Raw genomic sequence first — 24,779 nt, forward strand, 5'->3', positions numbered from 1 at the left:
TTTCAGGAGAGCGTGTCGACGGCGGTGCGCTCGATGGCGAGGCCGGCGGAGTAACGGTCGAGGTAGGCGGTGAAGCCGGCGACGTCGGCGGCGTCGGGGGCGGTCGTGTCGAATTCAGCGTCCCCGAAGACCCGCTCGCGCAGGAAGCCGTCCAGGTCCAGGTCCACGCCGGTTGCCACGGCCGCCGTGTACGAGGCCAGGACCGCGATCCCCCAGGCGCCGCCTTCCGACGCCGTCTCGGCGACGGACACCGGTGCATCCAGGGCGCCGGCGAGGAACCTCTGGGCCACACCCGCGGTGCGGAAGAGCCCGCCGTGCGCGAACATGGCGTCGAGTTCGACCCCTTCCTCGGCGAGGACCCGCATGCCCAGGCTGAGGGTGCCGAACACCCCGTAGAGCTGCGCGCGCATGAAGTTGGCCAGCGTGAACCGGCTGTCGGGGGTGCGCACGAACAGCGGCCTGCCCTCGGTGAGGCCGGCGATCGGCTCCCCCGCCAGGTGGTTGTAGGCGAGCAGGCCGCCGGCGTCCGGATCGCCGTCGAGGGCCTCCAGGAACAGGGTGTTGAACACGGCGTCGGAATCGATCGGGGACCCGGCGGCGGTGGCGAAGCGGCCGAACATGCCGGCCCAGGCGGCGAGCTCGCTCGCGCCGTTATTGCAGTGCACCATCGCGACGGTGTCGCCGGCGGGGGTGGTGACCACGTCGAGTTCGTGGTGCACACTGCCGAGCGGGCGCTCCAGGACGACCATCGCGAAGATGCTCGTACCGGCGCTGACATTGCCGGTGCGGGGGGCGACGGAGCAGGTCGCGACCATGCCGGTGCCGGCGTCGCCCTCGGGCGGGCACAACACGGCGCCGGGCCGCAGCGCCCCGGTCGGGTCGAGCAGCGCCGCCCCGGCGGCAGTGAGCTCACCGGCGGACTGACCGGCGACGAGCACCTCGGGCAGCAGGGCGGCGAGCTGGAGACCGGGTGCGGAGACGGAGACGACGCCGTCGTACCGGCCGAGGAGGTCGGCGTCGTAGTCCCTGGTCGCGGCGTCGATCGGGAACATGCCGGAGGCGTCGCCGACGCCGAGGACCTTACGGCCGGTGAGGCGCCAGTGCACGTACCCGGCGAGGGTGGTGATGAAACCGAGCTGCGGGACGTGCGGTTCGTGATCGAGCACGGCCTGGTGCAGGTGGGCGATCGACCAGCGCAGCGGGATGTTCACGCCGAACAGTTCGGTCAGCTCGGCCGCTGCGGGTCCGGTCGTGGTGTTCCGCCAGGTGCGGAACGGTACCAGCAGCTCGTCGGCGGCGTCGAAGGCGAGGTAACCATGCATCATCGCCGAGACGCCGATGGCGCCGTAGCCGGCGGGGCGGATGCCGTACCGGGCTTCGATGTCGGCGACGAGGGCGGCGTGCGCGGCCTGGATGCCGGTCCACACGTCGTCGAGGGAGTACGTCCAGACCCGGTCGACGAACGCGTTCTCCCAGTCGTGGCTGCCGACGGCCAGGACGTCGGACGGCGTGTCCCCGATCAGGCAGGCCTTGATGCGGGTAGATCCCAGTTCGATGCCGAGGGAGGCCCGCCCGCCGAGGATGGCGTCCCTGGCGGCCTGGTCCCGATCGGGACGGGTGCGCTCGGTGTCGTCGAAATCGGCGGTCGCTGCGGCGTGCTCAGTCATGCGCGGGACTCCTTTGGCTCGTAATGTGATCGATCACATGATTGACCACGGTTACGAGTGTACGGCACAACCCGTCGCGCGTCGCATCGATTATCCGCGCGGCGCCGCCGTGGATGCCCGCACGACGAGCTGTGGGTGCACCGAGGGGACGGCGTCGCTTTCGCCGAGGAGCAACGCGACGGCGCGGCGCCCGGCTTCGGCGAGGTCCTGCCGCACGGTGGTCAACGGCGGGTGGTAGAAGGCGGCTTCGGGCACGTCGTCGAAGCCCACGATGCTCACGTCCCCTGGCACGTCCAGCCCCGCGCCGCTGGCGGCGCTGAGCGCACCGAGCGCCATCTGGTCGTTGCCGGCGAAGATGGCCGTGACCCCGCGTTCGATGAGGTCGATCGCGGCGCGGTAGCCGGAGGCCGCACTCCAGTCGCCGGTGGCGATGAGGCCCGCGTCGAGGCCGTGCTGCTCCAGTTCGTCGCGGAAACCGGCGAGCCGCTGGGACGCGTCCAACCACTCGGCCGGGCCGGCAATGTGGCCGATGCGGCGGTGGCCGAGCGCTACGAGGTGGGCGGTGGCCATCCGTGCACCGACCACCTGGTCGAGCTGGCGATCGTCCGGGGCGTCGGTGCCTGCGGCCTGCAGGGTGACGAACGGAATCCCGATGGAGAGTTCGGAGAGGGCGGCCAGCACCCGGGCCTGCGGGGCCACCACCACGAGCCCCTCGGCGGACAGGTTCGCGAGGTGGTTGACGGCCTCATTGATCGACTGCGGATCGAGGCCGTCGGCGTTGGCGATGGTGACGCTATAACCGCGCGCGCGGGCGGCGGTCTCCACCGCCGCGATACTGGACGCCGGCCCGTACTCGCCGCTCGAGGTCGAGAGGATGCCGATCATGCGGGACCTGCTCGAGGACAGTGCGCGGGCCGCCGCGTTTGGCCGGTAGTTCAGCTCCCGCATCGCCGCCAGCACCTTCTGCCGGGTGGCGTCGCGCAGGCTGGGGTGATCGTTCAGCACCCGCGACACCGTCTGGTGCGACACTCCGGCGACCCTGGCCACGTCGAACACGCTCGCGGCGCGGGGCCGGGAGTCCTCTGGATCGGAGTGAGCAGTCATCTGTCGATTATCGCGGGGTCCGGGCCCCGGCTCCCGCCACGGGCCGGTGCCGCTACTTGACTAGGTCCTGCCAGCCGTCGCCGTCGACGTACTCGAAGATCAGGTTCGTCTCGGTGTGGGCGACGGCCGGATGCTCGGCCAGGTGCTCGAGGACGAAGTCGCGGAGGTCCGACGCGTCGGCGGCCGCCACGTGCAGCAGGTAGTCGTCGGCCCCGGCGGTGTGGAACAGGCCGATCACGCCGGGCCAGTGCGGGGCGGCGTTGCGGAAGTCGTCGATCTGGTCACGCACGTGCTTGGCCAACCGCACCGAGATCAGCGCCTGCAGGGACGCGCCGAGGGCGGCCAGGTCGATGTTGGCACGGTAGCCGCGGATGTGGCCGAGCTGTTGCAGCCGGCGCAACCGAAGGGACACCGTGGACTCGGCCACGCCGATCTCGGCGGCCAGCGCGGCGCCGGAGGCCCTGGCATTCACCGAGAGGGCGCGCAGCAGGGCCCGGTCGACCCTGTCGAGATCCGCTTTCTTGGAATCCATGCTCGCCCTCTTTCGTTGCGAGTCAGTTTATCGACCGTTCTGCGATCCCGAAACCGGTGGGCGAATCAGCTGCGGCCGAGCCGGCGGCGGAGCAGGTCGATCCGCTTCTGGATCTGGGTGACGCTTGCCTGGGCCACGGCCGGTCCACCGCACAGGCGGCGGAGCTCGGCGTGCACCATGGCATGCGGCTCCCCGGACAGCTTCGACCACATGCCCACAAGGCTGCCCAGCAGCTTCCGCTGCTCCTTGAGCGTGCGGTACAGCGGCATCTCCTCCTCTGGTGCCCCCGGCACCGCGGCCGCGGCTGTGCGCCGGTCAGAGCCCCGCTTGGCCTGCTTGTGCTGGCGCTGGCGGAGGAGTTCGGAGACCTGCTCGGGCTCGAGCAGGCCGGGGATGCCGATGAAGTCGAATTCCTCGTCGGTGCCGGGTTCGGCGAGTTCACCGAATTCATCGCCGTTGAACATGACCATGTCGAACGTGGCCTGCGAGTCGATGGCCTGCCAGGTGAATTCCTCGCCCAGCTCATCGGAGGCCTTCTCGGTCTTGTTCGCGGCCGCCACCATGGCGTCTTCGGGGTTGTACATCCCGTCGTCGCCGTCGTCGCGGTTGCTGCGATCCAGGGCGTGGTCCCGTTCCAGTTCCATGGCGTTGGCCAGGCTCAGCAGGCCCGGCACGTTCGGCAGGAAGATCGACGCCGTCTCACCGCGCCGCCGGGCCCGGACGAACCGGCCGATGGCCTGGGCGAAGAACAGCGGCGTCGAGGCGCTCGTGGCGTAGACGCCGACGGCCAGCCGGGGAACGTCCACACCCTCCGACACCATCCGCACCGCGACCATCCACCGGCGGGTGTTGTGCGAGAACTCGTCGATGCGGTCGCTGGACTCCTTCTCGTCGGAGAGCACCACGGTGGCCGGCTCCCCCGAGATCTCCTCGAGGATCGCCGCGTACGCGCGTGCGGTGGTCTGGTCGGTCGCGATGACCAGCCCGCCGGCATCCGGGATGCCGTGCCGCACCTCGGTGAGCCGGCTGTCCGCCGCACGCAGCACGGCCGGGATCCACTGCCCGGTGGGTTCGAGAGCCGTGCGCCAGGCCTGCGAGGTGATGTCCTTGGTGTTGCCCTCGCCGAGCTTGGCTTCCATCTCGTCGCCGGTCCGGGTACGCCACTTCATGTGCCCGGCGTAGACCATGAACATCACCGGCCGCACGACACCGTCCTCCAACGCCCGGCCGTAGCCGTAGTTGTAGTCGCTCTGGGACAGCCGGATGCCGTGCTTGTCCGGCAGGTAGGTGACGAACGGGATCGGCGACGTGTCCGAGCGGAACGGGGTCCCGGTCAACGACAGCCGCTTGGTGGCGGGGTCGAAGGCCTCGCGGATCGCGTCACCCCAGCTCAGGGCGTCACCGCCGTGGTGCACCTCGTCCAGAATCACCAGGGTGCGGCTGCCCTCGGTGAGTTCGCGGTGCAGCGCCGCCCGGGTGGCCACCTGCGCGTAGGTGACGGCGATGCCGTGGTAGTGGCTGCCGTAGCGGCCGTGCGCGTTCTTGAAGTACGGGTCGAGCCGGATGCCGGCCCGCGCGGCGGCGTCTGCCCACTGGCGTTTGAGGTGCTCAGTGGGCGCAACCACGGTGATGCGGTCGATCACCTTGCGGGCCCGCAGCTCGGCGGCCAGGCGCAGCGCGAACGTGGTCTTGCCGGCGCCCGGGGTGGCGGCCGCGAGGAAGTCGCGCGGCTGGTGCTCGAAATACGCCTCGAGGGCCTCGGCCTGCCAGGCGCGAAGCTTGCTCGCTGTGCCCCAGGCGGCGCGCTCGGGGAACGACGGGGAGAGGTGCTCGGCGGCGCTGGTGCCGGCGGGCCCCCGGTCGGGGCCGAACACCGGCGGGGTGTCGACCGCGTCAGCGAGAGAGCTGTTCGTCGGGAAGCCACCGGGGGCGAAGCCGTCGGACAGGGCGAACAATCCGGGTTCGCTGCTGTCAGCAGTCGAGGGCTCCCGATTCGAGGGTTCCCGGAATGCGGATCCGAAATCAGGTGCAGTAGTCACTTCATAAGAACCTATCAAGAAGCGACGACGCTCGCCGGACGAGGGCAGAATGGATCAGATGACGAAGCAGCAGCATCCGTGGTCCCGCTACGTCGCCGTGGGCGACTCGTTCACCGAAGGGGTGGGCGACGCCGAACCGGCCAGCCCGGGCGGCAACCGCGGCTGGGCGGACCGGGTCGCGGAAATGCTCAGCCTGGGCTCGGACGACTTCGCATACGGAAACCTGGCCGTGCGCGGCAAGCTGATGAACCAGATCCTCGCCGAGCAGGTAGAGCCGGCGCTGGCCCTGCATCCGGACCTGGTCACGATCTCCGCCGGCGGCAACGACGTGCTGCGACGCGGCAGCGACCCGGACGCGATCGCGGCCCGGTTCGACGAGGCCGTGCGGCTGCTCGGTTCCGACGGGGCCACCGTGGTGGTGTTCACCGGTACCGACGTGCGTTTCTCGCCCGTGCTGCGGGGCCTGCGCGGCAAGGTCGCGATCTACAACGAGAACATCCGTGCCATCGCGACCGCGCGCGACGCCATCGTGGCGGACATGTGGTCGTTGACCGAGATCCAGGATGCGCGGATGTGGGCACCGGACCGTCTGCACCTCAACCCGCTCGGGCACCACACGGTCGCCCGGATGGTCCTGGACGTGCTCAACGTGCCCAATCCCCTCGAACCGCTGGTGCCGGAGCCGATGCCGGGAACCACCTGGCGCCAGGCGCGCAGCGAGGACCTGGCCTGGGCCAGGGAATACCTGGTTCCCTGGGTGCTGCGCCGGGTGCGGCACCAGTCTTCCGGCGACCACATCCTGCCCAAGCGGCCGGCGGCCGACCCGGTGACTCGGCTGGACGAACCGGACGGGTTGGCCGCAGAACTCGGCTAGACCTGGCCCGGGTGCGTCCAGCGCCAGAGCGGCCCGGGGTCGGTGATGTCGGTGTCGAGCACCAGGGGAACGGTGACGGTCTGCGTTCCCACGGTCACGTCCACGCTGCCGACCGGGTCGCCCTTGTCGGCCAGGCGCACCTGCTCGACGTCCACGACGGTGTCAATCGGTGTGTCGGACCAGACGACGGCGGATGCCGCGGTCTCGGCGACAGCCTGTCCGGACTGGCCCCACGGGGTCGTGTACGTGCCGAAGGAGGCGCCGGCCTCGACCAGGTCCACCTCGCGGAAGCCCGGCGTCACGCTGTCGATGAGGGTGAGGATGCTCTGGTTGAGCTCGGGGTGGGTGTCCCCGCCGAGCACGACCCCGACGAGCGTGACCGTGGTCTCCCCCACCGGGACATCGACCGCAAAGAGCAGGCAGGCGCCGGCCTCGTCGGTGGTGCCCGTCTTGATGCCGTCGACACCATCGATGCCGAGCAGCTTGTTCGTGTTGACCACGGTGCCGACGGTGGGGATCTCGGCGGTGGGCATGGCCACGATGTCGGCCAGAACCGGGTTCGCCACGACCAGCTTGCCGATGGCGACGAGGTCGGCCGGGCTGCTGACGCTTTCCGCGGACAGTCCGCTGGTGTCGGCGACGGTCGTGCCGGTCAGGCCGTGCGCGGCGAGGTAGTCGGCGGCGGCGGCGAGGTAGGCGTCCACGGAGCCGAACGCCCACACCGCCAGGGAGACGCTGTAGTTGTTCGCCGAGGGCAGCAGCATCGTCTCGAACGCTTCGCGCTGGGTGAGGACCATGCCGGACACGACGGGCGCAACCGAGCCGTTCTCGGCGATCGCGTCGTAGTAGATGTCGATGTCGTCATCGGTGAAGGTGATCTCCGGCCCAGGGTCGTCCCCGGTCAACGGCTTGGCCTCGAGGATGACCAGCGAGGTCACCATCTTGGTGATGCTCGCGATCGGCACCGAGGTCTGGTCGCCCGCCTCCCCCAGCAGCCCGTCGTAGCCCACCGCGCCGATGGCACCGGCACCGCCGTCGGGCCAGGCAGGCGTGGCGGCGGCCTGGGTGAGTGCCGCCGGTTCGGTCAGCGCGGCCGCGGAGGCGGAAACGGGAGCGAGGCCGGTGCTGGTGAGGTAGGCGATGGCCGCGATGAGCACGGCGAGGGCGCTGAAGAACGCGATGCGCCGACGGTGGTAGACCTGACGCCGGGTGAGAGACATTCGATGAGTCTAACCACGGCGGCGACGCCGGATCGGCAAGGCCGCCGCGTGCCGCGGCAGGCCGCTCAGCGCGGTGTGGGACGCAGGGCGTAGAGCGCGACCGCGCTGGCGGAGGCCACGTTCAGGGAGTCGACGCCGTGCAGCATCGGAATCGTCACGATGGTGTCAGCGGCCGCCAGCGCGTGCCGGCTGAGGCCGTCGCCCTCGGTGCCGAGGATCAGGGCCACGCGCTCCGGCGGGTCGGCCGCGAACGTGTCCAGGGACACGGCGTCGTCGGCGAGGGCGAGGGCGGCCAGGTGGAACCCGTGCTCGTGCAGCACCGGCGCGGCCTCCGACCACTCCGGCAGCCGGGTCCACGGCACCTGCAGCACCGTTCCCATGCTCACGCGCACGCTGCGGCGGTACAGCGGGTCGGCGCAGCGCGGGGTGATGAGCACGGCATCGGCGCCGAGGCCCGCCACCGACCGGAAGATCGCACCGACGTTGGTGTGGTCGACGATGTCTTCCAGGATCACGATGCGCCGGGCGTCACGGATGATGTCGGCGACGGCGGCGAGGTCGGGCCGGTGCATCGCGGCCAGGGCGCCGCGGTGCAGGTTGTACCCGGTCAGCTTTTCGAGGAGGGCAGCCGTGCCCACGTAGATCGGCACGTCCGGCCAGTCCGCGAGCAGGCGCACCGCGTCGGGCAGCCACTGCTCCTGCACGAGCACCGACCGCGGACGGTGCCCGGCGGCAATCGCCCGGCCGATGACCTTCGCGGACTCGGCGATGTACAGGCCGTTGGCCGGCTCGCTGACCCGGCGCAGGGCCACATCGGTGAGCCGGGAATAGTCGGTCAGGCCCGGCTGGTCGAGGTCGGTAATCGGGACGATCTGCACGGAGGCCGCCGCCTTTCTGGGAGGTGTGTGCTTCCAGACTGTCAGGTTCGCGGGCACGAACCGCGCCCGGCGGGGCGCGAGCGCGTCAGCTGCCGGGAGTTTCTGTAACACGGCCGAAAACTGACCAGTTTAGACTCGAAGGACATCGTCGTCGGGGCAGGCCAGCAGGCCCGGCCGACGACGCGGTCAAGCGGATGGAGCACGATGACGGCTGAGACACTCGTGACACCGTCGGTGGGCGCCGAGAAATCCCTCGACGCCCTGGCCGCGCTCCTGCGCGACCGGCGCACCGCGGTCCTCACCGGAGCGGGCGTGAGCACGGATTCGGGAATCCCCGACTACCGCGGCGCCGGAGCCCCGGTGCGGGTCCCGATGACCTTCCAGACCTTCGTCGCCGACGAACGCGCCCGCAAACGCTACTGGGCCGGCAGCCACCTGGGCTGGCACCGGTTCCGCGCCGCCGAACCCAACCTCGGCCACCGCTCCCTTGTCGCACTGGAGGCCGCGGGGCTGATCAGCGGTGTCATCACCCAGAACGTCGACGGGCTGCACACCCGGGCCGGTTCCACCCACGTCGTCGAACTGCACGGGTCGATGGACCTCGTGGTGTGCCTGTCCTGCGGTCAAGCCTTCGGGCGTGACAGCATCGCGGCCCGGCTGGAAGCGGACAATCCGGTACTCGCGCACCCCGAGCAGGTGGAGATCGCCCCGGACGGCGATGCCATCGTCGTCGACATCGACGGATTCATCGTTCCGGACTGCTCGGTCTGCGGCGGGATGCTCAAGCCCAACGTCGTGTTCTTCGGCGAACTCGTACCGACGGGCAAGTTCAGCGCGGCCGCCGCCCTGGTGCGCAGCGCGGATGCCCTGATCGTGGCGGGATCCTCGCTGGCGGTGAATTCCGGCATCCGGCTGCTCGAACTCGCCAGGCGCCGGAAGCTCCCCATCGTCGTGATCAACCGCGGGGCGACGAAGGGCGATGGCCGCGCCCTGGTTAAGCTGGAGGCAGGCACGTCGGAGACGTTCGCCGGGCTGGTGACCCGACTCACCGACTAGTTCTCGTGCAGCAGAAGGCGGCGTTGTGATGACCAGGTTCGCGATCGTCCGACACGGCCAGACCGACTGGAACCTGGAGAAACGCATCCAGGGCAGCACCGACATCCCCCTGAACTCGCTGGGCCGGGCGCAGGCGGCCGAAACCGGCCTGGCGCTGCGCGGCAGGCCCTGGGACGCCATCGTCACGAGCCCCCTCGTGCGGGCGCTCGAGACCGCCCGGATCATCGCCGGGGAGCTGGACCATCCCGCGCCCCTGGTCGTGCCGGAGTTGACCGAACGCCACCACGGTGAGATCGAGGGCCTGACCTTCGCCGAGCGCCAGGTCCGGTTCCCGGACGGAGCCCTGGTGCCCGGGCTCGAGTCCCGGCAGGCCGTGCTCGACCGTGTACTGCCGGCGCTCGGGCGCCTCGCGGCGGCGCATCCGGGTCGGGAACTCGTCGTGGTCTGCCACGGCGGTGTGATCGGCACGCTGGTGCGATACGCGACCGGCGGGCAACGTCCCGCCGCCGGCGAGCTCATCCCGAACGGGTCAGTGCACGACTTCCGCTGGCAGGACGGCAAGCTCGAACTGGAGAGCTTCGCCTCGGTGCGCTGAGCCGGCCGGTCGGCCGGGTAAGCGCCGGGGTCAGCGCCGGGCGGCGGCCTGGGTGCCCTGCAGAACCGTCAGGAGACGCCGGGCGGACTCCGCCCAGGTGAACCGTGCCGCCTGCTGCACCGAGAGCCGGGAGCGCCTGGCCCACTCCCCCGGTTGCTCCAGCGCGCGCACAGCACCGGCCACGGCGTCAGGGTCGGTGGCGTCCGCGTAGCTGGCCGCGTCGCCGCCGATCTCCCGGAAGATCTCGATATCGCTGACCACGACGGGGATGCCCAGGCTCATCGCCTCGACCAACGGGATGCCGAAGCCCTCGTCCAGCGACGTCGTCACCAGCGCCGTGGCCTCGGAGAGCAACCGCACGTAGGCCTCGTCGGTGACGCCGTTGTGGAACACCAGCGACGCCTGCGGGGCGAGGGAGCTGAGCCGGGCACGTTCGGCGTCACCGATCCGGCTGAGCAGGTGCAGCTCGTAGCCGGGCAGGGCCGCGGTCGCCCGCACGAGCGTGTCCACGTTCTTGTACGGCATGAACGACCCCATGTAGACCAGACGTTTGCTGGCCGGTGCGCCGCGCGGAACGAGCTCTGCCCCCGCGGCCACGGCATCGGCCGCATTGGGCACCACCGACACCGGCCGCACCGTCAAACGGTGCCGGCTGATCAGGGCTGCGGTGGTCTCCGACACCGTCACGACACCGTCGGAGCGGTTCAGCAGCATCCGCTGCGGGCCCCAGGACAGGTGGTACAGCCGCCAGAGCAGGCGGATGCCGGCGGAGAACTCCCTCGGTGGGGTGCGGTTGCGGTAGTAGATCAGGTCGTGCACCGTGAGGACCAGGCGGTACCGCCGGCCCCACGAGCCCATGGTCTGCATCGGGCTGAACACGATGTCGGGTTTGAGCTTGTTGACGGTGAGCGCGACGAGCGGTTCGAGCGGGCTCGTCGGCGAGCTGACCAGCTGCCACGGCACGGCCGGCAGCAGCTTGAGCTGGCGGTGGTCGCTGATCAGCATCGTCACCGGGTGCAGCCGGCTGAGTTCGGTGACGAGCCCAGCGGTGTAGCGGCTGATGCCGTCGTGCCGGTCGGTCCGGGTGTACCGGCAGTCGAACACGATCCGCAGCGGCCGGTCGGTCGGACGGCTCATGACTCGGCCTCGTCCAGGAAAATGCGGAGCTGCTCTGCCGCGGCCTCCGGGACCTCGTAGTGGATCAGGTGCCCGACGCCGGGGATGACGTGCAGCCGGGCGTCGCGGAACTGCGTGCACAGGCTCTCCTGCGCGGCGACGGGTGTGATGTCGTCCTTTTCGGCGGCGATGAGCAGGGTGCGGGTGCCGATGGCGTCGGCGTACTCGCTGACGTCGTGGCTCACCGACGCGGTGAAGGCTTCCAGAACCACCGTGCGGTCGGCGAAGGCGGAGAAGTACCGGTCGTGCTGGTTGTGGATCCAGCGGCGCCGCTGGCGACTGCGGGTCTTGGCCATGGTGATGCTCATCACCCGCACGATGACCCGGTTGCGCAACAGCGCGAAGCCCAGCCGTTCCGGCAGCTTCGCGGCCAGCCAGTAGTAGAACACGGCCAGCCGGGTCAGCACCCCGCGCGGGCCGGCGAGGGCGGGGGCGGCGATGGGGTTCACGAGCACCAGGTCGTCGGCGGGGAGCCCGCCCGGAGCCGCGGCGGCCGCGGCGACGACGATGGAGCCGAAGGAGTGGCCGAGCACGACGACGCGGCCGGGAATGGCGGACAGGCGCAGGAACTCGGTGAGCCAGGCGGCGTAGGAATCGATGGTGTGCCCTCGCCCGGCGAACGCGGGTGACTCGCCGAAGCCGGGCAAGTCGGGCGCGATCACCCGCAGACCGTGCAGCTGGGCCACGACCGCTTCGAGGCCGTGATGGTCGCCGCGGAAACCGTGCACCATCACCACCGTGGTGGGCGAGGCCGGGTCGCCGTACTCCCAGTACCGGGTGTCGCTGCCCAGCACGGATCTGGTGTGGGCACGGGCATCCATCACGGTGAGCAGGTCGGCGTATGGCGAGGGAACGATCATCGGTCCCAGTTTAGGCTGGCCGGGCTCACGGGGCTGGACCGAAACCGGCCCGATCGATTTAGACTCACTCTCATCAGCACCATCCCGCGTGAGACCGGAAGGAACGCCGTGAGCTTTACCGCCCCCATACAGCTCCCCGGGCTGACCCTGGATCCCCGGTGGTATCGCCGGGCGGTATTCTACGAGGTCATGGTCCGCTCCTTCGTCGACAGCAACGCGGACGGGGCCGGCGACCTGTCCGGCCTGATCTCGAAACTGGACTACCTGCAGTGGCTCGGCATCGACGCCCTGTGGATCCCACCGTTCTTCACCTCGCCCCTGCGGGACGGCGGCTACGACGTCGCCGACTACCGGTCGATCCTGCCCGAGTTCGGCACGCTCGACGAATTCAAGGAACTCGTCACCAAGGCGCACGAACGCAACATGCGGATCGTGATCGACCTGCCGTTGAACCACACCTCTGACCAGCACCCCTGGTTCCAGCAGTCCCGTCAGGACCCGGCGGGCCCCTTCGGCGACTTCTACGTCTGGAGCGACACCGACCTGAAGTATCCGGACATCCGCATCATCTTCACCGACACCGAGGACTCGAACTGGGCATTCGACTCTGTGCGCCGCCAGTTCTACTTCCACCGCTTCTTCTCCCACCAGCCCGACCTGAACTTCGACAACCCCGCCGTTCACAAGGCGATCATCGAGGTTGTGCGGTACTGGCTGGATTTCGGCGTCGACGGGTTCCGACTGGACGCGATCCCATACCTCTACGAATCGGATGAGGGCAACGGTGAGGGCGAACCACTCACCCACGAATTCATCCGGCACCTGCGCAGCATCCTCGACCGCGACTACCCCGGACGCGTCATGATCGCCGAGGCCAACCAGTGGCCGCGGGAGGTGGCCGCGTTCCTGGGCACCGAGGACGAGCCCGAATGCCACATGGCCTTCGATTTCCCGGTGATGCCGCGGGTGTTCTACTCCCTCCGCTCCCAGCGGGCCGGTGAACTGGTGCGGGTGCTGTCGGAAACCACCGATATCCCCGCCAGTGCGGGCTGGGCGGTGTTCCTGCGCAACCACGACGAACTCACCCTGGAGATGGTCAGCGAGGAATACCGCCAGGCGATGTACGGCTGGTACGCCTACGACCCCCGGATGCGTGCGAACATCGGCATCCGCCGCCGGCTGGCCCCGCTCCTGGACAACTCCCGCTCGGAGCTGGAACTCGCCCATGCGCTGCTGTTCGCGCTGCCCGGCAGCCCGTTCCTCTACTACGGCGACGAAATCGGGATGGGCGACAACATCTGGCTGCCGGACCGGGACAGCTCGCGAACACCGATGCAGTGGACACCGGACCGGAACGCCGGCTTCTCCGCGGCCGACCCCGGCAAGCTCTACCTGCCGGTCGTGCAGTCGTTGGTGTACAACTATGCCCAGACCAATGTCGAATCCCACCTCGCCCAGTCCGGGTCGCTGCTGCACTGGATCCGGAACGTCATCCATGTGCGCAAAGGGCATCCCACCTTCGGGATGGGCTCCCTGCGGGTGCTGGCGACGGACCACGAGTCGATCCTCGCGTTCGTGCGGGAGTACGCCGGATCAGGCTCCAGTTTCGGCGACCAGCCGGAGACCGTGCTCTGCGTCTTCAGCTTCGCGCACAATCCCGTCGCCGTGCACATCGACGACCCGGACATGGCCGGAACCCGCCTGTACGACCTGTTCGGCGGTGCCGTGTTCCCGTCCTTCGACGATCAGGGCAGCCTCACGCTCACCCTGGGTGCGCAGAGTTTCTACTGGCTGCACTGCGGCTCGAACGCCGCCGGGCTCAACGCCAGCGGTCTGAACGCCGCCGGCATGTTCTCTGCCGGCAGGTAACACGGCCAGCAGGGAACACGACAGGGTGACCAGCCGAAGCTGATCACCCTGTGGGGCGGACCCGTGAACGGGCCCGAAGAAAAACGGGACGGACTACTTGCCGAAGCCCTTGTAACGCGAGTTGAACTTCTCGACGCGTCCTGCGGAGTCCATGATGCGCTGCTTGCCCGTGTAGAACGGGTGCGACTCGGAGGAGATTTCCACGTCGATGACGGGGTAGGTGGTGCCGTCTTCCCACTCGATGGTCTTCGAGCTGGAGACCGTCGAACGGGTAAGGAACGTCGCACCCGACGCGAGGTCGCGGAAGACCACGGGAGCGTATGTGGGGTGAATGTCAGACTTCATGGAGACTTCCTTGGTGCGTTTCGGTGGGTGGGTTCTGGCTCGCCGGTTGCGGCAGAAAAGTGTTCCGGTCACGAGGACCAGCTAGTGAGTTTAGCAGAATCTTGACGCTCGGGGTGGCCAGGACTCGCGGACGCTCAGATTGCGCGAGCTGCGTAGCGCCCGTCGGTCTCGGTCAGCTCGATCGGGAGGCCGAAAGCCTCGCTGAGCGTGTCGGATGTGAGCGCCTCCGCCAGCGGGCCGGCGCTGACGACGGTGCCGCCGGACAAGAGCAGCACATGCGTGAATCCGCGCGGGATCTCCTCGACGTGGTGGGTGACCATGATGATCGCCGGGGAGTTCGGCTCGCTCGCGTAGCCGCTGAGCAGCCGGAGGAGTTCCTCACGGGCGCCGAGGTCGAGGCTGGCGGCCGGCTCGTCGAGCAGCAGGATCTCCGGGTCGGTCATGATCGACCTGGCGATCTGCACGCGCTTCTGCTCGCCGTCGCTCAGGGTGCCGAACTTGCGGTCGGCGAGGTGGTCGAGCTTCCACTCGGTGAGCACCCGCTGGGCGCGGCGCTCGTCAATCTCCTCGTATTCCTCGTTCCAGCGGCCGGTCACGGAGTACGCAGCGGTCATCACGACGTTGAGCACGGTTTCGCTGGCCGGGACCCGGCGGGCCATCGCCGTGGAGGCGAAGCCGATCCGGGGGCGCAGCTCGAACAGGTCGCTGCCGCCGATCGGCTCCTCGAGCACCTCGGCGGTGCCGGTGGACGGGTGCAGCAGGGCCGCGGCGATCTGCAGTGTCGTGGTCTTGCCGGCGCCGTTGGGGCCGAGGATGACCCAGCGCTGATCGCCGTCTACGCTCCAATCCACTGAGTCGAGGATGGTTGTGCCACCCCGGACGACGGAAACCCCGGTGAAATGAAGAACGTTGACCATGTCCCCATGTTATCGGGCGCCGCCGGGGCCCCGTGTCACGCTAGAGCAGTCCGGCGTAGATCTCCCGCGTGCTGGCGGCGATCTGGCCCCAACTGAACATTTCCTCGGCCCGCACCCGCCCGGCCCGGCCCATCTCTGCGGCCAGTTCCGGGTTCGCCAGCACCTCGGTGAGGGTGCGGGCGAGGTCGGCGACGAAAACCTCCGGATCGGTCGGTGTGCCCGTTCCGTCGGTGAGCTGGTCGATGGGCACGAGACGCCCGGTGACGCCATCCGCGACGACCTCGGGGATCCCGCCGGTCGCGGTTCCCACGACGGGCAGGCCGCAGGCCATGGCTTCCAGGTTGACGATGCCGAGGGGCTCATAGACCGAGGGGCAGACGAAGACGGTGCCGGCGGTGAGCACGGCGGAGAGCTCCGGCTGGGGAAGCAGGCGGTCGATCCAGACCACGCCGGAGCGTTCCTTCTGCAGCTCCTCGACCAGGCCGGTCACCTCGGCGAGGATGCCGGGCGTGTCCGGCGCGCCGGCGCAGAGCACGAGCTGCACCTCGGGCGGGAGAAGCGCGGCGGCCCGAAGCAGGTACGGCAGGCCCTTCTGCCGGGTGATGCGCCCCACGAAGACCACCGACGGGCGGTCGGGGTCGATGCCGAGGGCGCGAACGGTATCGCGGTCGTCGACGGGCTTCCACCGGTCGAGGTCGATGCCGTTGTAGACCACGTGCACACGGGATTCGTCGAGCGCCGGGTAGCTGCGCAGGATGTCCGCCCGCATGCCGCCGCTGACGGCGATGACGGCATCCGCGGCCTCGAACGCGGTCTTCTCGATCCAGCTCGACACGCGGTAGCCGCCGCCGAGCTGTTCAGCCTTCCACGGCCGCAACGGCTCGAGGCTGTGCGCGGTGACGACGTGAGGCACCCCGTGCAGCAGCTTGGCGATGTGGCCGGCCCCGTTGGCGTACCAGGTGTGCGAGTGCACGACGTCGGCGCCCTGCACGTCCTGGGCCATCTGCAGGTCGACCCCGAGGGTGGTCAGGGTGGCATTGGCTTCGGCGAGTTCCGCCGGCACGCCGTACGCGAACGTGTCCGGCTCGGACCGGGCGGCGCCGAAGCACCGCACCGTCACATCGATGTCGGCGCGGAGGGCCTTAACCAGCTCCGCAACGTGAACACCGGCCCCTCCGTAGATTTCGGGCGGGTATTCCTTGGTGAGCAGATCGACGCGCATGCAGTAAAACTAGCGCAGCCTGAACCGGGGACACACCCCCGCACGCTGGTCCGAACCCCCGGATGGCCCTACTCTGAAGTTATGAAGGCCAAGAAGATCTTTGGAATCGTTCTCGCAGGCGGCGAGGGAAAACGGCTGATGCCGTTGACCGAAGACCGCGCCAAGCCGGCGGTACCGTTTGGAGGGCATTACCGTCTGATCGACTTCGCATTGTCGAACCTGATCAATTCAGGTGTGACCCAGGTTGTCGTTCTCACCCAGTACAAGTCGCACAGCCTCGACCGGCATGTGTCGCAGACCTGGCACGTGTCCGGGGGGTTGTTCAACTCGTACATCGCCTCGGTCCCCGCGCAGCAGCGGCTCGGCAAGCGCTGGTTCAGCGGCTCCGCCGACGCTATCCTGCAGAGCCTGAACCTCATCCACGATGAGAAGCCCGACATTGTCGTCGTGGTCGGTGCCGACCACGTCTACCGCATGGACTTCAGTCAGATGATCCAGGCCCACATCGACTCCGGCGCTGAAGCGACCGTTGCCGCCATCCGCCAGCCCATCGGCCTGGCCGACCAGTTCGGTGTCATCGAAGTGGATGCCGCCACCCCCGACCGGATCAAGGACTTCCTGGAGAAGCCCAAGGATGCCGTCGGGCTGGCCGACGCGCCGCACGAGGTGTTCGCCTCGATGGGCAACTACGTCTTCAACACCGACGCCCTGATCGAAGCGGTGCGCCGCGACGGCGAACGCACCGATTCCAGCCACGACATGGGTGGCGACATCGTCCCCGACTTCGTCGCCCGCGGCGAGGCCGGCGTGTACGACCTACAGCGCAACGACGTTCCCGGTTCCACCGACCGCGACCGCTACTACTGGCGCGACGTGGGAACCATCGACTCGTTCTTCGAGGCGCACCAGGACCTGATCAGCGCCCTGCCGGTGTTCAACCTGTACAACCAGAGCTGGCCGATCTTCAGCCAGCAGCTGAACTCGCCGCCGGCGAAGTTCGTGCGGGACGCCAAGGGATCGCTCGGCACCGTGATCGACTCGATCGTGTCGCTGGGCTGCGTCATCTCCGGCGCCCACCTGGAGCGCAGCGTTGTCGGCCCGTGGGCCGTCATCGACTCCGGCGCCCACGTCGTGGACTCGATCGTGTTCGATCGGGTGCAGATCCGTCCTGGCGCCGTCGTGCACCGCGCCATCCTCGATAAGGACGTGGTCGTCGCCGAAGGCGCCGCCATCGGCGTCGACCGTGACCGCGACCTCGCCCGCGGCTTCAGCGTCACCGAATCCGGCATCACCGTTGTCGGGAAGGGTGTGCACGTACACCCGTGATCCCTGCAGCCCGTTTCCTCGTTGTCCTGGATGCCGATTCGACACTCATCGAGAACGAGGTCATCGAGCTTCTCGCTGACGCGGCCGGTTCCCTCGCCCAGGTGGCCGAGGTAACCGACCGCGCCATGCGTGGGGAGCTGGATTTCGCCCAGAGCCTCCGCGAGCGGGTGGCCACCCTGGCGGGACTGTCGACCGACGTCTTCGTCGAGGTCGGCACGCTCATCCGCCCCACCCCGGGTGTGCACGAACTCATCGCGGGCCTGCACGCCGCCGGAAGCCGGATCGGTGTGGTCTCCGGTGGTTTCCACGAGCTCCTCGACCCCCTCGCGGCGACGCTGGGCCTTGACCACTGGCGGGCCAACCGCCTGGAGGTGGCCGACGGTCGCCTGACCGGCGGGCTCGTCGGGCCGATCATCGATGCGACGGCGAAGGCCACAGCCCTGACCGAGTGGGCGGCGCTGGAGGGCGTCGACCTGTGCGGGACCGTGGCCGTGGGCGACGGAGCCAACGACCTGACCATGATGCGGGTGGCCGGACTCGGCGTGGCCTTCAACGCCAAGCCGATCGTGCGTCGCTCCGCCGACCTCGTGATCGACAGCCTGGACCTCAGCCAGGTGCTGCCCCTCCTGGGCCTCAGGGGCTAGTGGCCCATCCCCAGGCCACCGTCGACGGGGATGACCGCACCGGAGATGTACGCCGCGTCTTCGCCGGCGATCCAGGTGACGACCCGCGCAACCTCGGCCGGTGAGGCGAAACGCCCGGCCGGGATGTTCCGCTTGTACTCGGCCTGCTGGGCTTCGGGCAGGGCGGCGGTCATGTCGGTCTCGATGAAGCCGGGTGCGACGACGTTCGCGGTGATGCCGCGGGCGCCGAGCTCACGGGTGACCGAGCGGGCCAGGCCGACGAGGCCGCTCTTGGACGACGAGTAGTTCACCTGGCCGGCGGAACCGTAGAGCCCGACGACGCTGGAGATCAGCACGATGCGGCCGAACCGGGCCTTGAGCATGCCCTTGGACGCCCGCTTGACCACCCGGAAGGCGCCGCTGAGGTTGGTGTCGATGACCGAGGTGAAGTCCTCCTCCGACATCCGCATCAGCAGGGTGTCCTTGGTGATCCCGGCGTTGGCCACGACGACCTCGACCGGTCCGTAGGCGGCCTCGATCTCGGTGAAGGCGGCGTCGATGGATGCGTAGTCGGTGACATCGGCGCGCACGGTGAGGCTCCCCGCGGGGCCCTCCCCGGAGCGGGCGGTGATGGCCACCCGGTGTCCCTGGGCGATGAATTCCTCGGCGATGGCGTAGCCGATGCCGCGATTGCCTCCGGTTACCAGAACTGTTCGAGCGGTCGCCATGGCGCGGTCCTTTCAGTGGGAACGCCCGCGGGGAAGCGGGCACAGATCTATTCAGCTTAGAGCGTCTGCCGAAGTGACCCCGAAGACGCGGGAGGGGACGTAGGCTGGATTCACGACATGGACAGGCCTACTGAGTGTGATCACCGGGTGAAGCGATGGGCACGATGAAGCAGCAATCGATCACGACGCTCCCTCTTTCTCCCGAGGAAGAGCGTCGCCGCCGCATGATCCGGTACGCCGTGACCATGGGCATCCGCATGGTGTGCATCGTGCTGATGCTCTTCGTGCACGGCTGGTGGTTGCTGGTGTGCGCCCTTGGGGCGATCCTGCTGCCGTACTTCGCCGTCGTCGCCGCGAACGTGCACGGCGCCCAGCCGACGCCGACGGTGCTGCGACCTGGGGCCGTTGTCCCGCTCCCCCGGCGTGATCCCGCCCCCGGTGACACCGGCCAGGCCCGCACCGATCAGGCCCGCACCGGTCAGGCCCGCACCGATCAGGCCCGCACCGATCGGCCGCAACCGGACGGAGATTCGCTGTGATCGGCTTCGGCGACGCGCCGGAAACGAACTGCTCGCGGGCAGGCTGCCGCGAGACCGCCAGTTGGCGGCTGGACTGGCGGAACCCGCGCATCCACGCCGCGGACCGGACGAAGACCTGGTTGGCCTGCGGCGAACACGTCGACTTCCTGTCGAACTTCCTCTCCACCCGGGATTTCCCGCTCACCGTGAGTTCCATCGCGCCGACCGAACCGGAGCACGCATGACCGGCTGGCGGTTCCTCTTTTCGCGGCAGTGGGCAGGCTATCTGGCGCTCACGATCATCTTCGCCGTGGTGTGCTCCGGGCTCGGCATGTGGCAGCTGGCCCGGCGCGCCGAAGCCCAGGCCGAAATCAGCCGGGTGGATGCCAACTTCGACGCCGAGGCGGTCCCGGTGACCGATGCCCTGCCCAGCCTGGATTCCTTCACCGAATCGCAGAAGTGGTTACCGGTGGAACTCACGGGCACGTACCTGCGCGATGAGGAACTGCTCGTGCGCAACCGGACCTTCAACATCAATCCCGGGTTCGAGGTGCTCACTCCCCTGCTGCTGGCCAACGGGGACGTCTTCATCGTGGACCGGGGCTGGGTCCCCACCGGGGAAGACCAGGATTCGCCGGACGCGGTGCCCGCCGCACCGGCCGGCGAGGTGACGGTGGTGGCCCGGCTCAAGCAGGGCGAACCAGTCCTGGCCGGACGCAGCGCCAGCGGCAACCAAGTGGCCACCATCGACCTGCCCGGCATCGCGGAGCGACTCGGCCGGGACACCTACACCGGTGCCTACGGCCTGATGAAGACGGAGGACCCGGCCGCCGCAGAGCGGCCGACCGCGGTCCTGCGGCCGGTCCGGGACGAAGGCCCGCACCTGTCCTACGCGTTCCAGTGGTTCGTTTTCGCCCTGATGGCATTCGTGGGGCTGGGCTGGGCCGCCAGGCAGGAATTCCGCAACATCAACGCCGAGGTGCCGGAGGAACAGGTCAGGGCCGCCGAGCGGGCCAGGCGCCAGGCCGCGAAACCGCGCAGCGACGCCGAGATCGAGGATGAGCTGATCGACCAGCACTCCTAGCCCGGGCAGCCCGCCGGGCAGCGAAAACCCGCCACCCCTTCGGGAATGGCGGGTTTTTCGCGCTGCGGCCTGGCCTGGTCAGTCGAGGCCGGTCAGGCGAGCCTGATCACGCGAGGGTGATCAGGTCCAGATAGTCCTTGTTCCAGTGGTCCTCGGTGCCGTCGGGCATGATGAGCACCCGCTCGGGGTTGAGCGCCTCGACGGCGCCCTCATCGTGGCTGACCAGCACCACGGCGCCGGTGAAGTGCGCCAGGGCGTCGAGAATCTCTTCACGGCTGGCCGGGTCGAGGTTGTTAGTGGGTTCGTCGAGTAGCAGCACGTTCGCGCCGGAGACCACGATCATCGCCAGGGCGAGACGGGTCTTCTCGCCACCGGAGAGCACGCCGGCCGGTTTGTGCGAGTCGTCGCCGGTGAACAGGAACGAGCCCAGCACCCGGCGTGCTTCCATCTCGGTGATGTTCGGCGAGGAGGAGATCATGTTCTGCAGCACACTGCGCTTCACGTCGATGGTCTCGTGCTCCTGGGCGAAGTACCCGATCCGCAGGCCGTGCCCGGGCACGATCTCCCCGGTGTCCGGCTTGTCCACGCCGGCCAGCATCCGCAGCAGGGTGGTCTTGCCGGCACCGTTGAGGCCCAGGATGACGACCTTCGAGCCACGGTCGATCGCGAGGTCCACGGCGGCGAAGATCTCCAGCGACCCGTAGCTCTTCGACAGGTCGGTGGCCATCAGCGGGGTGCGGCCGCACGGTGCGGGCTCGGGGAAGCGCAGCTTGGCGACCCGGTCGACGGCGCGCACGGCGTCCAGGCCGGAGAGCAGCTTCTCGGCGCGGGCGACCATCTGGTGCGCCGCAGCGGCCTTGCTGGCCTTGGCGCCGAACTTGGCGGCCTGCAGCTGCAGGGTGGAGGCCTTCTTCTCGGCGTTGGCGCGTTCCTTCTTACGACGGTCCGCGTCGGCGACGCGCTGACGCTGGTAGTTCTTCCAGTTCATGTTGTAGATGTCGATGACCATCCGGTTGGCATCGAGGTAGAACACCCGATTGACGGTGTCACCGACCAGTTCGATGTCGTGGCTGATGATGATGCAGCCGCCGCGGTAGTTCTTCACGAACTCGCGGAGCCACACGACGGAATCGGCGTCGAGGTGGTTGGTGGGCTCGTCGAGGATCATGGTCTCGGCGGCAGAGAAGAGGATGCGGGCCAGTTCGATTCGGCGGCGCTGGCCACCGGAGAGCGTGCGCAGCGGCTGGTCGAGGATCCGGTCGGGCAGGTTCAGGTTGCTGGCGATCGACGCGGCTTCGGCCTCGGCGGCGTAACCACCGAGCGCGTTGAACTCGTCGGTGAGGGTGCCGTAGCGCTTCATCGCCCGTTCGCTGGTCTTGGTGTCGGGCGAGCCCATCTCGATGCCGGCCTGGGTGAGGCCGAGAGAGATGGTGCCGAGGCCGCGGGCATCGAGGATGCGTGTGCGGGCCAGCATGTCCGGGTCACCGGAGCGCGGGTCCTGCGGCAGGTAGCCGATCTCTCCGGAGCTTTCGATCTTGCCCTTGGTGGGCAGGGTCTCCCGCGCCAGGGTCTTGGTCAGCGTGGTCTTGCCGGCACCGTTCCGGCCGACCAGGCCGATCTTGTCGCCGGCGGATACCCGGAAGCTCACGTCCTCCATGAGCACGCGCGCCCCAACTCGGATTTCGAGATCTTGCACACTGAGCACAGCAATAGTCCATTCGATGGAGTCGTGGGAGGGCGGCCAAACACGGCCAATCCACCAGTATATTTGTTCGCGCCCGGTTTCGGTGCCGATGTGCCCGAATAGACCCGGCGGAGTGGACCTAGCGGGCCGGAAATCGCCCGGTGGGCAGAACGCCGGGGAGGGCGGACCGCAGCCAGGCGGTGTACGTGTCCGTGGACCAGCCGAGCCCGGCCACCAGGGTGTGGAACACCTGGGGGTGGCCGAGGGCCCAGATCGACGTCGCCGCTTCGTGGTCGCTCAGGCCGGGGCGCAGGCCCAGCTGGGACCGGAGCGCACCGACCGCCTCCGCGTAGGCGTGCAGGCTGCGCGCTGCCATGGTGAGTTCGAGTTCGCGGATCTCCGGGTCGGTCCCGCTGGCCTCGCTCACGACACGGTGGAGCGGGGCGGCCCGCTCGTTGTCGGCGGCGATCCAACTCGCCAGCGCGCCGATGGCGGCGGCCGGGGTGGCGGCGCCGGTGAGGCCGGCCGCGAGGTCGGCCACGGATCGGCCGGTGGCGCGCGACGTGCTGTTGGCCGCGGCGAGCACTGCGGCCAGGACGTCCACCTTGGAACCGACGGTGTTGTAGATGGTCTGCACGGCGACGCCGCCGCGTTCGGCGATGGCGGCGATCGAGGTGCCCATGTAGCCGTGCTCCCGCATCAGCTCACCGGCGGCCTCGATCACGTCTCCGCGGGTGCCGGCCGTCTGGGTGTCTCGCCGGATCTGGCTGCGTGTTCGGGGGCTGTCCATCTCAGTAGAATACCCCTCTACTAACTGGATGGCCGTTACATAGCTGCGTTTCCGACCTGCGCGGCGTTAAACGCGAACCGCGCTGGGAGGCGGATGCGGGGCATCCGTCCCGGCGCGGGCGCGGGTCGTGCGGGCTGGCTGGCTGGCTGGTGCCAGGCTGGCGGTTATCGGATCAGATCGCGAAGCCGAGGGCGCGCATCATGTCGCGACCGTCGTCGGTGATCTTTTCCGGGCCCCACGGCGGCATCCAGACCCAGTTGATGCGGAACTGTTCGACGACGCCGTCCAGTGCCTCTGCCGTCTGTTCCTCGAGCACGTCGGTGAGCGGGCAGCCGGCCGAGGTGAGGGTCATGTGGATGATCAGGGCGTCGTTCTCGTCGTCCCAACCGAGGTCGTAGATCAGGCCGAGGTCGACGACGTTGATCCCCAGCTCCGGGTCCATGACGTCCTTGAGGGCTTCTTCGATCTCGTCGAAGCGCGCCGGTGTGAGTGTCGAAACCATGCTTCTAGCCTACGGGCGTCTCGGCGAGGAAGCGATCGTAACCTTCGTCTTCCAGGCGGTCGGCGAGCTCGGGGCCACCCTGCTCGGCGATGCGGCCGTCGACGAAGACGTGCACGAAGTCGGGCTTGATGTAGCGCAGGATGCGCGTGTAGTGCGTGATCAGGAGCAGGCCGAGGCCGGTGTTCTCCTTGGCCCGGTTGACACCCTCGGAGACGATCTTCAGCGCGTCGACGTCGAGGCCGGAGTCGGTCTCGTCGAGGACGGCGAACTTCGGCTTGAGCAGTTCGAGCTGCAGGATCTCGTTGCGCTTCTTCTCGCCACCGGAGAAGCCCTCGTTGACGTTGCGCTCGGCGAAGCTCTTGTCCATACGCAGCTTGACCATCGACTCGCGGACATCCTTGATCCAGGTGCGGATGGCCGGTGCTTCGCCGTCGATAGCGGTCTTCGCGGTGCGGAGGAAGTTCGTGACCGTGACGCCGGGGATCTCAACCGGGTACTGCATGGCCAGGAACAGGCCGGCGCGGGCGCGCTCGTCGACGGTCATGGTGAGCACCTCTGCGCCGTCGAGCAGGATCGAACCGCTGTCGACGTGGTACTTCGGGTGACCGGCGATCGTGTACGCCAGGGTGGATTTGCCGGAGCCGTTCGGCCCCATGATCGCGTGGATCTCGCCCTCGTTGATGGTGAGGTCGACGCCGCGCAGGATCTGCTTGGTGCCCTGGTCGGTCTCGACGCTGACGTGCAGGTCTTTGATCTCAAGAACAGACATTTTTCGGTATCTCTTTCGTTGTCCGCGTGCTGCGGGCGTTCAGTGTGTGGGGCGCGGCCTCGCGGCCGGGCGGGTCAAACGGCGATGGTGACCAGGGGGTCGATGAAGACGTCGCCGTCGACCAGGTCGACCTGGTAGACGGGAACGGGCTCGTAGGCCGGCAGCGTCAGCGGGCGGCCGGTCTTGAGGGAGAACTTGGAGCCGTGCGCCCAGCATTCCAGAGTGTCGCCCTCGACGAAACCCTCGGACAGCGAGATATCACCGTGGGTGCAGGTGTCGCCGATGGCAAAAACGGCGCCGTGCGAGTCGCGGACGACGGCGATGGACACGCCGCCGATCTCGACCTTGATGGCCTCGTTGGGTTCGAGTTCATCGAGCGCGCAAATCTTCGTTGACGCCAT

The 24,779-nt window shown here is 68.8% G+C and carries 26 protein-coding genes; 9 read left to right on the forward strand and 17 right to left on the reverse strand.

Annotated features, from left to right (window positions below; genetic code table 11):
- Window positions 1-2: 2 nt before the first annotated feature.
- The 4 genes from ACU5E9_RS03035 to ACU5E9_RS03050 form a co-directional block, all read right to left on the reverse strand.
- On the reverse strand, window positions 3-1,667 hold the full coding sequence (locus tag ACU5E9_RS03035; RefSeq protein WP_456812170.1) for a xylulokinase: 1,665 nt from the start codon (window positions 1,665-1,667) through the stop codon (window positions 3-5).
- A gap of 90 nt (window positions 1,668-1,757) precedes the next feature.
- Window positions 1,758-2,771, reverse strand: coding sequence for a LacI family DNA-binding transcriptional regulator (locus ACU5E9_RS03040; RefSeq protein ID WP_456812171.1), 1,014 nt, complete (start codon window positions 2,769-2,771; stop codon window positions 1,758-1,760).
- 52 nt (window positions 2,772-2,823) lie between these two features.
- Window positions 2,824-3,303, reverse strand: a complete 480-nt coding sequence (locus ACU5E9_RS03045; protein WP_265401035.1) for an Lrp/AsnC family transcriptional regulator — start codon at window positions 3,301-3,303, stop codon at window positions 2,824-2,826.
- Window positions 3,304-3,368: 65 nt separating this feature from the next.
- Entirely contained in the window at window positions 3,369-5,177 is a 1,809-nt protein-coding gene (locus ACU5E9_RS03050; RefSeq protein ID WP_456813489.1) for a DEAD/DEAH box helicase, read from the reverse strand.
- Between the two features lie 223 nt (window positions 5,178-5,400).
- On the opposite strand from ACU5E9_RS03050, the gene ACU5E9_RS03055 reads away from it, so the two are divergent.
- Window positions 5,401-6,216 (forward strand): SGNH/GDSL hydrolase family protein, encoded by an 816-nt coding sequence (locus ACU5E9_RS03055; protein WP_456812172.1) that lies wholly within the window; start codon window positions 5,401-5,403, stop codon window positions 6,214-6,216.
- Here ACU5E9_RS03055 and ACU5E9_RS03060 read toward each other — a convergent pair.
- Both ACU5E9_RS03060 and ACU5E9_RS03065 read right to left on the reverse strand, forming a co-directional pair.
- Window positions 6,213-7,436, reverse strand: coding sequence for a D-alanyl-D-alanine carboxypeptidase family protein (locus tag ACU5E9_RS03060; protein WP_456812173.1), 1,224 nt, complete (start codon window positions 7,434-7,436; stop codon window positions 6,213-6,215). The two genes, ACU5E9_RS03055 and ACU5E9_RS03060, sit on opposite strands and share 4 nt — an antisense overlap.
- Before the next feature lie 65 nt (window positions 7,437-7,501).
- Window positions 7,502-8,314, reverse strand: coding sequence for a TrmH family RNA methyltransferase (locus ACU5E9_RS03065; protein WP_456812174.1), 813 nt, complete (start codon window positions 8,312-8,314; stop codon window positions 7,502-7,504).
- A 204-nt stretch (window positions 8,315-8,518) separates the two neighbouring features.
- Here ACU5E9_RS03065 and ACU5E9_RS03070 point away from each other — a divergent pair, with 204 nt between their 5' ends.
- Both ACU5E9_RS03070 and ACU5E9_RS03075 read left to right on the forward strand, forming a co-directional pair.
- Window positions 8,519-9,370 carry a Sir2 family NAD-dependent protein deacetylase gene (locus ACU5E9_RS03070; RefSeq protein WP_456812175.1) on the forward strand — a complete coding sequence of 284 codons (852 nt, stop codon included), beginning with the start codon at window positions 8,519-8,521 and terminating at the stop codon, window positions 9,368-9,370.
- Window positions 9,371-9,398: 28 nt separating this feature from the next.
- The gene (locus ACU5E9_RS03075; RefSeq protein WP_456812176.1) at window positions 9,399-9,965 is read left to right on the forward strand and encodes a histidine phosphatase family protein; all 567 of its coding nucleotides are present in this window, start codon (window positions 9,399-9,401) and stop codon (window positions 9,963-9,965) included.
- 30 nt (window positions 9,966-9,995) lie between these two features.
- On the opposite strand, the gene ACU5E9_RS03080 is transcribed toward ACU5E9_RS03075, so the two are convergent.
- Together ACU5E9_RS03080 and ACU5E9_RS03085 are read right to left on the reverse strand one after the other, a co-directional pair.
- Complete coding sequence (locus ACU5E9_RS03080; RefSeq protein WP_456813490.1) at window positions 9,996-11,078, reverse strand: glycosyltransferase family 4 protein; 1,083 nt, start codon at window positions 11,076-11,078, stop codon at window positions 9,996-9,998.
- A 20-nt stretch (window positions 11,079-11,098) separates the two neighbouring features.
- Window positions 11,099-12,001, reverse strand: coding sequence for an alpha/beta fold hydrolase (locus tag ACU5E9_RS03085; RefSeq protein WP_456812177.1), 903 nt, complete (start codon window positions 11,999-12,001; stop codon window positions 11,099-11,101).
- 108 nt (window positions 12,002-12,109) lie between these two features.
- Here ACU5E9_RS03085 and treS point away from each other — a divergent pair, with 108 nt between their 5' ends.
- A complete protein-coding gene (gene treS, locus ACU5E9_RS03090) occupies window positions 12,110-13,870 on the forward strand; it encodes a maltose alpha-D-glucosyltransferase (RefSeq protein WP_456812178.1) in 1,761 nt (586 codons plus the stop codon).
- Between the two features lie 93 nt (window positions 13,871-13,963).
- Here treS and ACU5E9_RS03095 read toward each other — a convergent pair whose 3' ends face one another.
- The 3 genes from ACU5E9_RS03095 to glgA form a co-directional block, all read right to left on the reverse strand.
- Entirely contained in the window at window positions 13,964-14,215 is a 252-nt protein-coding gene (locus ACU5E9_RS03095) for a type B 50S ribosomal protein L31 (RefSeq protein WP_066595443.1), read from the reverse strand.
- A gap of 134 nt (window positions 14,216-14,349) precedes the next feature.
- Window positions 14,350-15,132: an ABC transporter ATP-binding protein gene (locus ACU5E9_RS03100; protein WP_456812179.1), complete on the reverse strand. Its 783-nt coding sequence runs from the start codon at window positions 15,130-15,132 to the stop codon at window positions 14,350-14,352.
- Window positions 15,133-15,172: 40 nt separating this feature from the next.
- Entirely contained in the window at window positions 15,173-16,354 is a 1,182-nt protein-coding gene (glgA, locus tag ACU5E9_RS03105) for a glycogen synthase (protein ID WP_456812180.1), read from the reverse strand.
- 81 nt (window positions 16,355-16,435) lie between these two features.
- On the opposite strand from glgA, the gene glgC reads away from it, so the two are divergent.
- Complete coding sequence (gene glgC, locus ACU5E9_RS03110; RefSeq protein WP_456812181.1) at window positions 16,436-17,680, forward strand: glucose-1-phosphate adenylyltransferase; 1,245 nt, start codon at window positions 16,436-16,438, stop codon at window positions 17,678-17,680.
- On the forward strand, window positions 17,677-18,324 hold the full coding sequence (serB, locus tag ACU5E9_RS03115; RefSeq protein WP_456812182.1) for a phosphoserine phosphatase SerB: 648 nt from the start codon (window positions 17,677-17,679) through the stop codon (window positions 18,322-18,324). Before glgC ends, serB begins: the two co-directional genes overlap by 4 nt.
- On the opposite strand, the gene fabG is transcribed toward serB, so the two are convergent.
- Window positions 18,321-19,031 (reverse strand): 3-oxoacyl-ACP reductase FabG, encoded by a 711-nt coding sequence (fabG, locus tag ACU5E9_RS03120; RefSeq protein ID WP_456812183.1) that lies wholly within the window; start codon window positions 19,029-19,031, stop codon window positions 18,321-18,323. The genes serB and fabG overlap by 4 nt on opposite strands.
- Before the next feature lie 164 nt (window positions 19,032-19,195).
- Here fabG and ACU5E9_RS03125 point away from each other — a divergent pair, with 164 nt between their 5' ends.
- The 3 genes from ACU5E9_RS03125 to ACU5E9_RS03135 are packed head-to-tail and all read left to right on the forward strand — an operon-like array spanning window position 19,196 to window position 20,633.
- Entirely contained in the window at window positions 19,196-19,570 is a 375-nt protein-coding gene (locus ACU5E9_RS03125; protein WP_456812184.1) for a DUF3099 domain-containing protein, read from the forward strand.
- Window positions 19,567-19,794 (forward strand): hypothetical protein, encoded by a 228-nt coding sequence (locus ACU5E9_RS03130; protein ID WP_456812185.1) that lies wholly within the window; start codon window positions 19,567-19,569, stop codon window positions 19,792-19,794. Before ACU5E9_RS03125 ends, ACU5E9_RS03130 begins: the two co-directional genes overlap by 4 nt.
- Complete coding sequence (locus ACU5E9_RS03135; RefSeq protein ID WP_456812186.1) at window positions 19,791-20,633, forward strand: SURF1 family cytochrome oxidase biogenesis protein; 843 nt, start codon at window positions 19,791-19,793, stop codon at window positions 20,631-20,633. The genes ACU5E9_RS03130 and ACU5E9_RS03135 overlap by 4 nt, the downstream gene beginning before the upstream one ends.
- Before the next feature lie 106 nt (window positions 20,634-20,739).
- Here the strand turns inward: ACU5E9_RS03135 and ACU5E9_RS03140 are convergent, their stop codons facing one another.
- From ACU5E9_RS03140 to ACU5E9_RS03160, 5 genes are all read right to left on the reverse strand, one after another.
- A complete protein-coding gene (locus tag ACU5E9_RS03140) occupies window positions 20,740-22,338 on the reverse strand; it encodes an ABC-F family ATP-binding cassette domain-containing protein (protein WP_456812187.1) in 1,599 nt (532 codons plus the stop codon).
- Window positions 22,339-22,456: 118 nt separating this feature from the next.
- Window positions 22,457-23,107: a TetR/AcrR family transcriptional regulator gene (locus tag ACU5E9_RS03145; protein WP_456812188.1), complete on the reverse strand. Its 651-nt coding sequence runs from the start codon at window positions 23,105-23,107 to the stop codon at window positions 22,457-22,459.
- A 172-nt stretch (window positions 23,108-23,279) separates the two neighbouring features.
- The gene (locus ACU5E9_RS03150) at window positions 23,280-23,609 is read right to left on the reverse strand and encodes a metal-sulfur cluster assembly factor (RefSeq protein WP_088456233.1); all 330 of its coding nucleotides are present in this window, start codon (window positions 23,607-23,609) and stop codon (window positions 23,280-23,282) included.
- Window positions 23,610-23,613: 4 nt separating this feature from the next.
- Window positions 23,614-24,378: a Fe-S cluster assembly ATPase SufC gene (gene sufC / locus ACU5E9_RS03155; protein WP_120336936.1), complete on the reverse strand. Its 765-nt coding sequence runs from the start codon at window positions 24,376-24,378 to the stop codon at window positions 23,614-23,616.
- A gap of 74 nt (window positions 24,379-24,452) precedes the next feature.
- On the reverse strand, window positions 24,453-24,779 hold the full coding sequence (locus tag ACU5E9_RS03160; protein WP_456812189.1) for a non-heme iron oxygenase ferredoxin subunit: 327 nt from the start codon (window positions 24,777-24,779) through the stop codon (window positions 24,453-24,455).

This window comes from Cryobacterium sp. AP23, assembly GCF_054075385.1.

Coding starts and splice junctions, on each gene's coding strand:
- ACU5E9_RS03035 (WP_456812170.1), bottom strand. CDS start 1,667: ATGACTGAGCACGCCGCAGCGACCGCCGATTTCGACGACACCGAGCGC.
- ACU5E9_RS03060 (WP_456812173.1), bottom strand. CDS start 7,436: ATGTCTCTCACCCGGCGTCAGGTCTACCACCGTCGGCGCATCGCGTTC.
- sufC (WP_120336936.1), bottom strand. CDS start 24,378: ATGTCTGTTCTTGAGATCAAAGACCTGCACGTCAGCGTCGAGACCGAC.
- fabG (WP_456812183.1), bottom strand. CDS start 19,031: ATGGCGACCGCTCGAACAGTTCTGGTAACCGGAGGCAATCGCGGCATC.
- ACU5E9_RS03150 (WP_088456233.1), bottom strand. CDS start 23,609: ATGGTTTCGACACTCACACCGGCGCGCTTCGACGAGATCGAAGAAGCC.
- ACU5E9_RS03125 (WP_456812184.1), top strand. CDS start 19,196: ATGAAGCAGCAATCGATCACGACGCTCCCTCTTTCTCCCGAGGAAGAG.
- ACU5E9_RS03045 (WP_265401035.1), bottom strand. CDS start 3,303: ATGGATTCCAAGAAAGCGGATCTCGACAGGGTCGACCGGGCCCTGCTG.
- ACU5E9_RS03070 (WP_456812175.1), top strand. CDS start 8,519: ATGACGGCTGAGACACTCGTGACACCGTCGGTGGGCGCCGAGAAATCC.
- ACU5E9_RS03145 (WP_456812188.1), bottom strand. CDS start 23,107: ATGGACAGCCCCCGAACACGCAGCCAGATCCGGCGAGACACCCAGACG.
- ACU5E9_RS03085 (WP_456812177.1), bottom strand. CDS start 12,001: ATGATCGTTCCCTCGCCATACGCCGACCTGCTCACCGTGATGGATGCC.
- ACU5E9_RS03160 (WP_456812189.1), bottom strand. CDS start 24,779: ATGGCGTCAACGAAGATTTGCGCGCTCGATGAACTCGAACCCAACGAG.
- ACU5E9_RS03095 (WP_066595443.1), bottom strand. CDS start 14,215: ATGAAGTCTGACATTCACCCCACATACGCTCCCGTGGTCTTCCGCGAC.
- ACU5E9_RS03100 (WP_456812179.1), bottom strand. CDS start 15,132: ATGGTCAACGTTCTTCATTTCACCGGGGTTTCCGTCGTCCGGGGTGGC.
- ACU5E9_RS03055 (WP_456812172.1), top strand. CDS start 5,401: ATGACGAAGCAGCAGCATCCGTGGTCCCGCTACGTCGCCGTGGGCGAC.
- ACU5E9_RS03075 (WP_456812176.1), top strand. CDS start 9,399: ATGACCAGGTTCGCGATCGTCCGACACGGCCAGACCGACTGGAACCTG.
- glgA (WP_456812180.1), bottom strand. CDS start 16,354: ATGCGCGTCGATCTGCTCACCAAGGAATACCCGCCCGAAATCTACGGA.
- glgC (WP_456812181.1), top strand. CDS start 16,436: ATGAAGGCCAAGAAGATCTTTGGAATCGTTCTCGCAGGCGGCGAGGGA.
- ACU5E9_RS03040 (WP_456812171.1), bottom strand. CDS start 2,771: ATGACTGCTCACTCCGATCCAGAGGACTCCCGGCCCCGCGCCGCGAGC.
- ACU5E9_RS03135 (WP_456812186.1), top strand. CDS start 19,791: ATGACCGGCTGGCGGTTCCTCTTTTCGCGGCAGTGGGCAGGCTATCTG.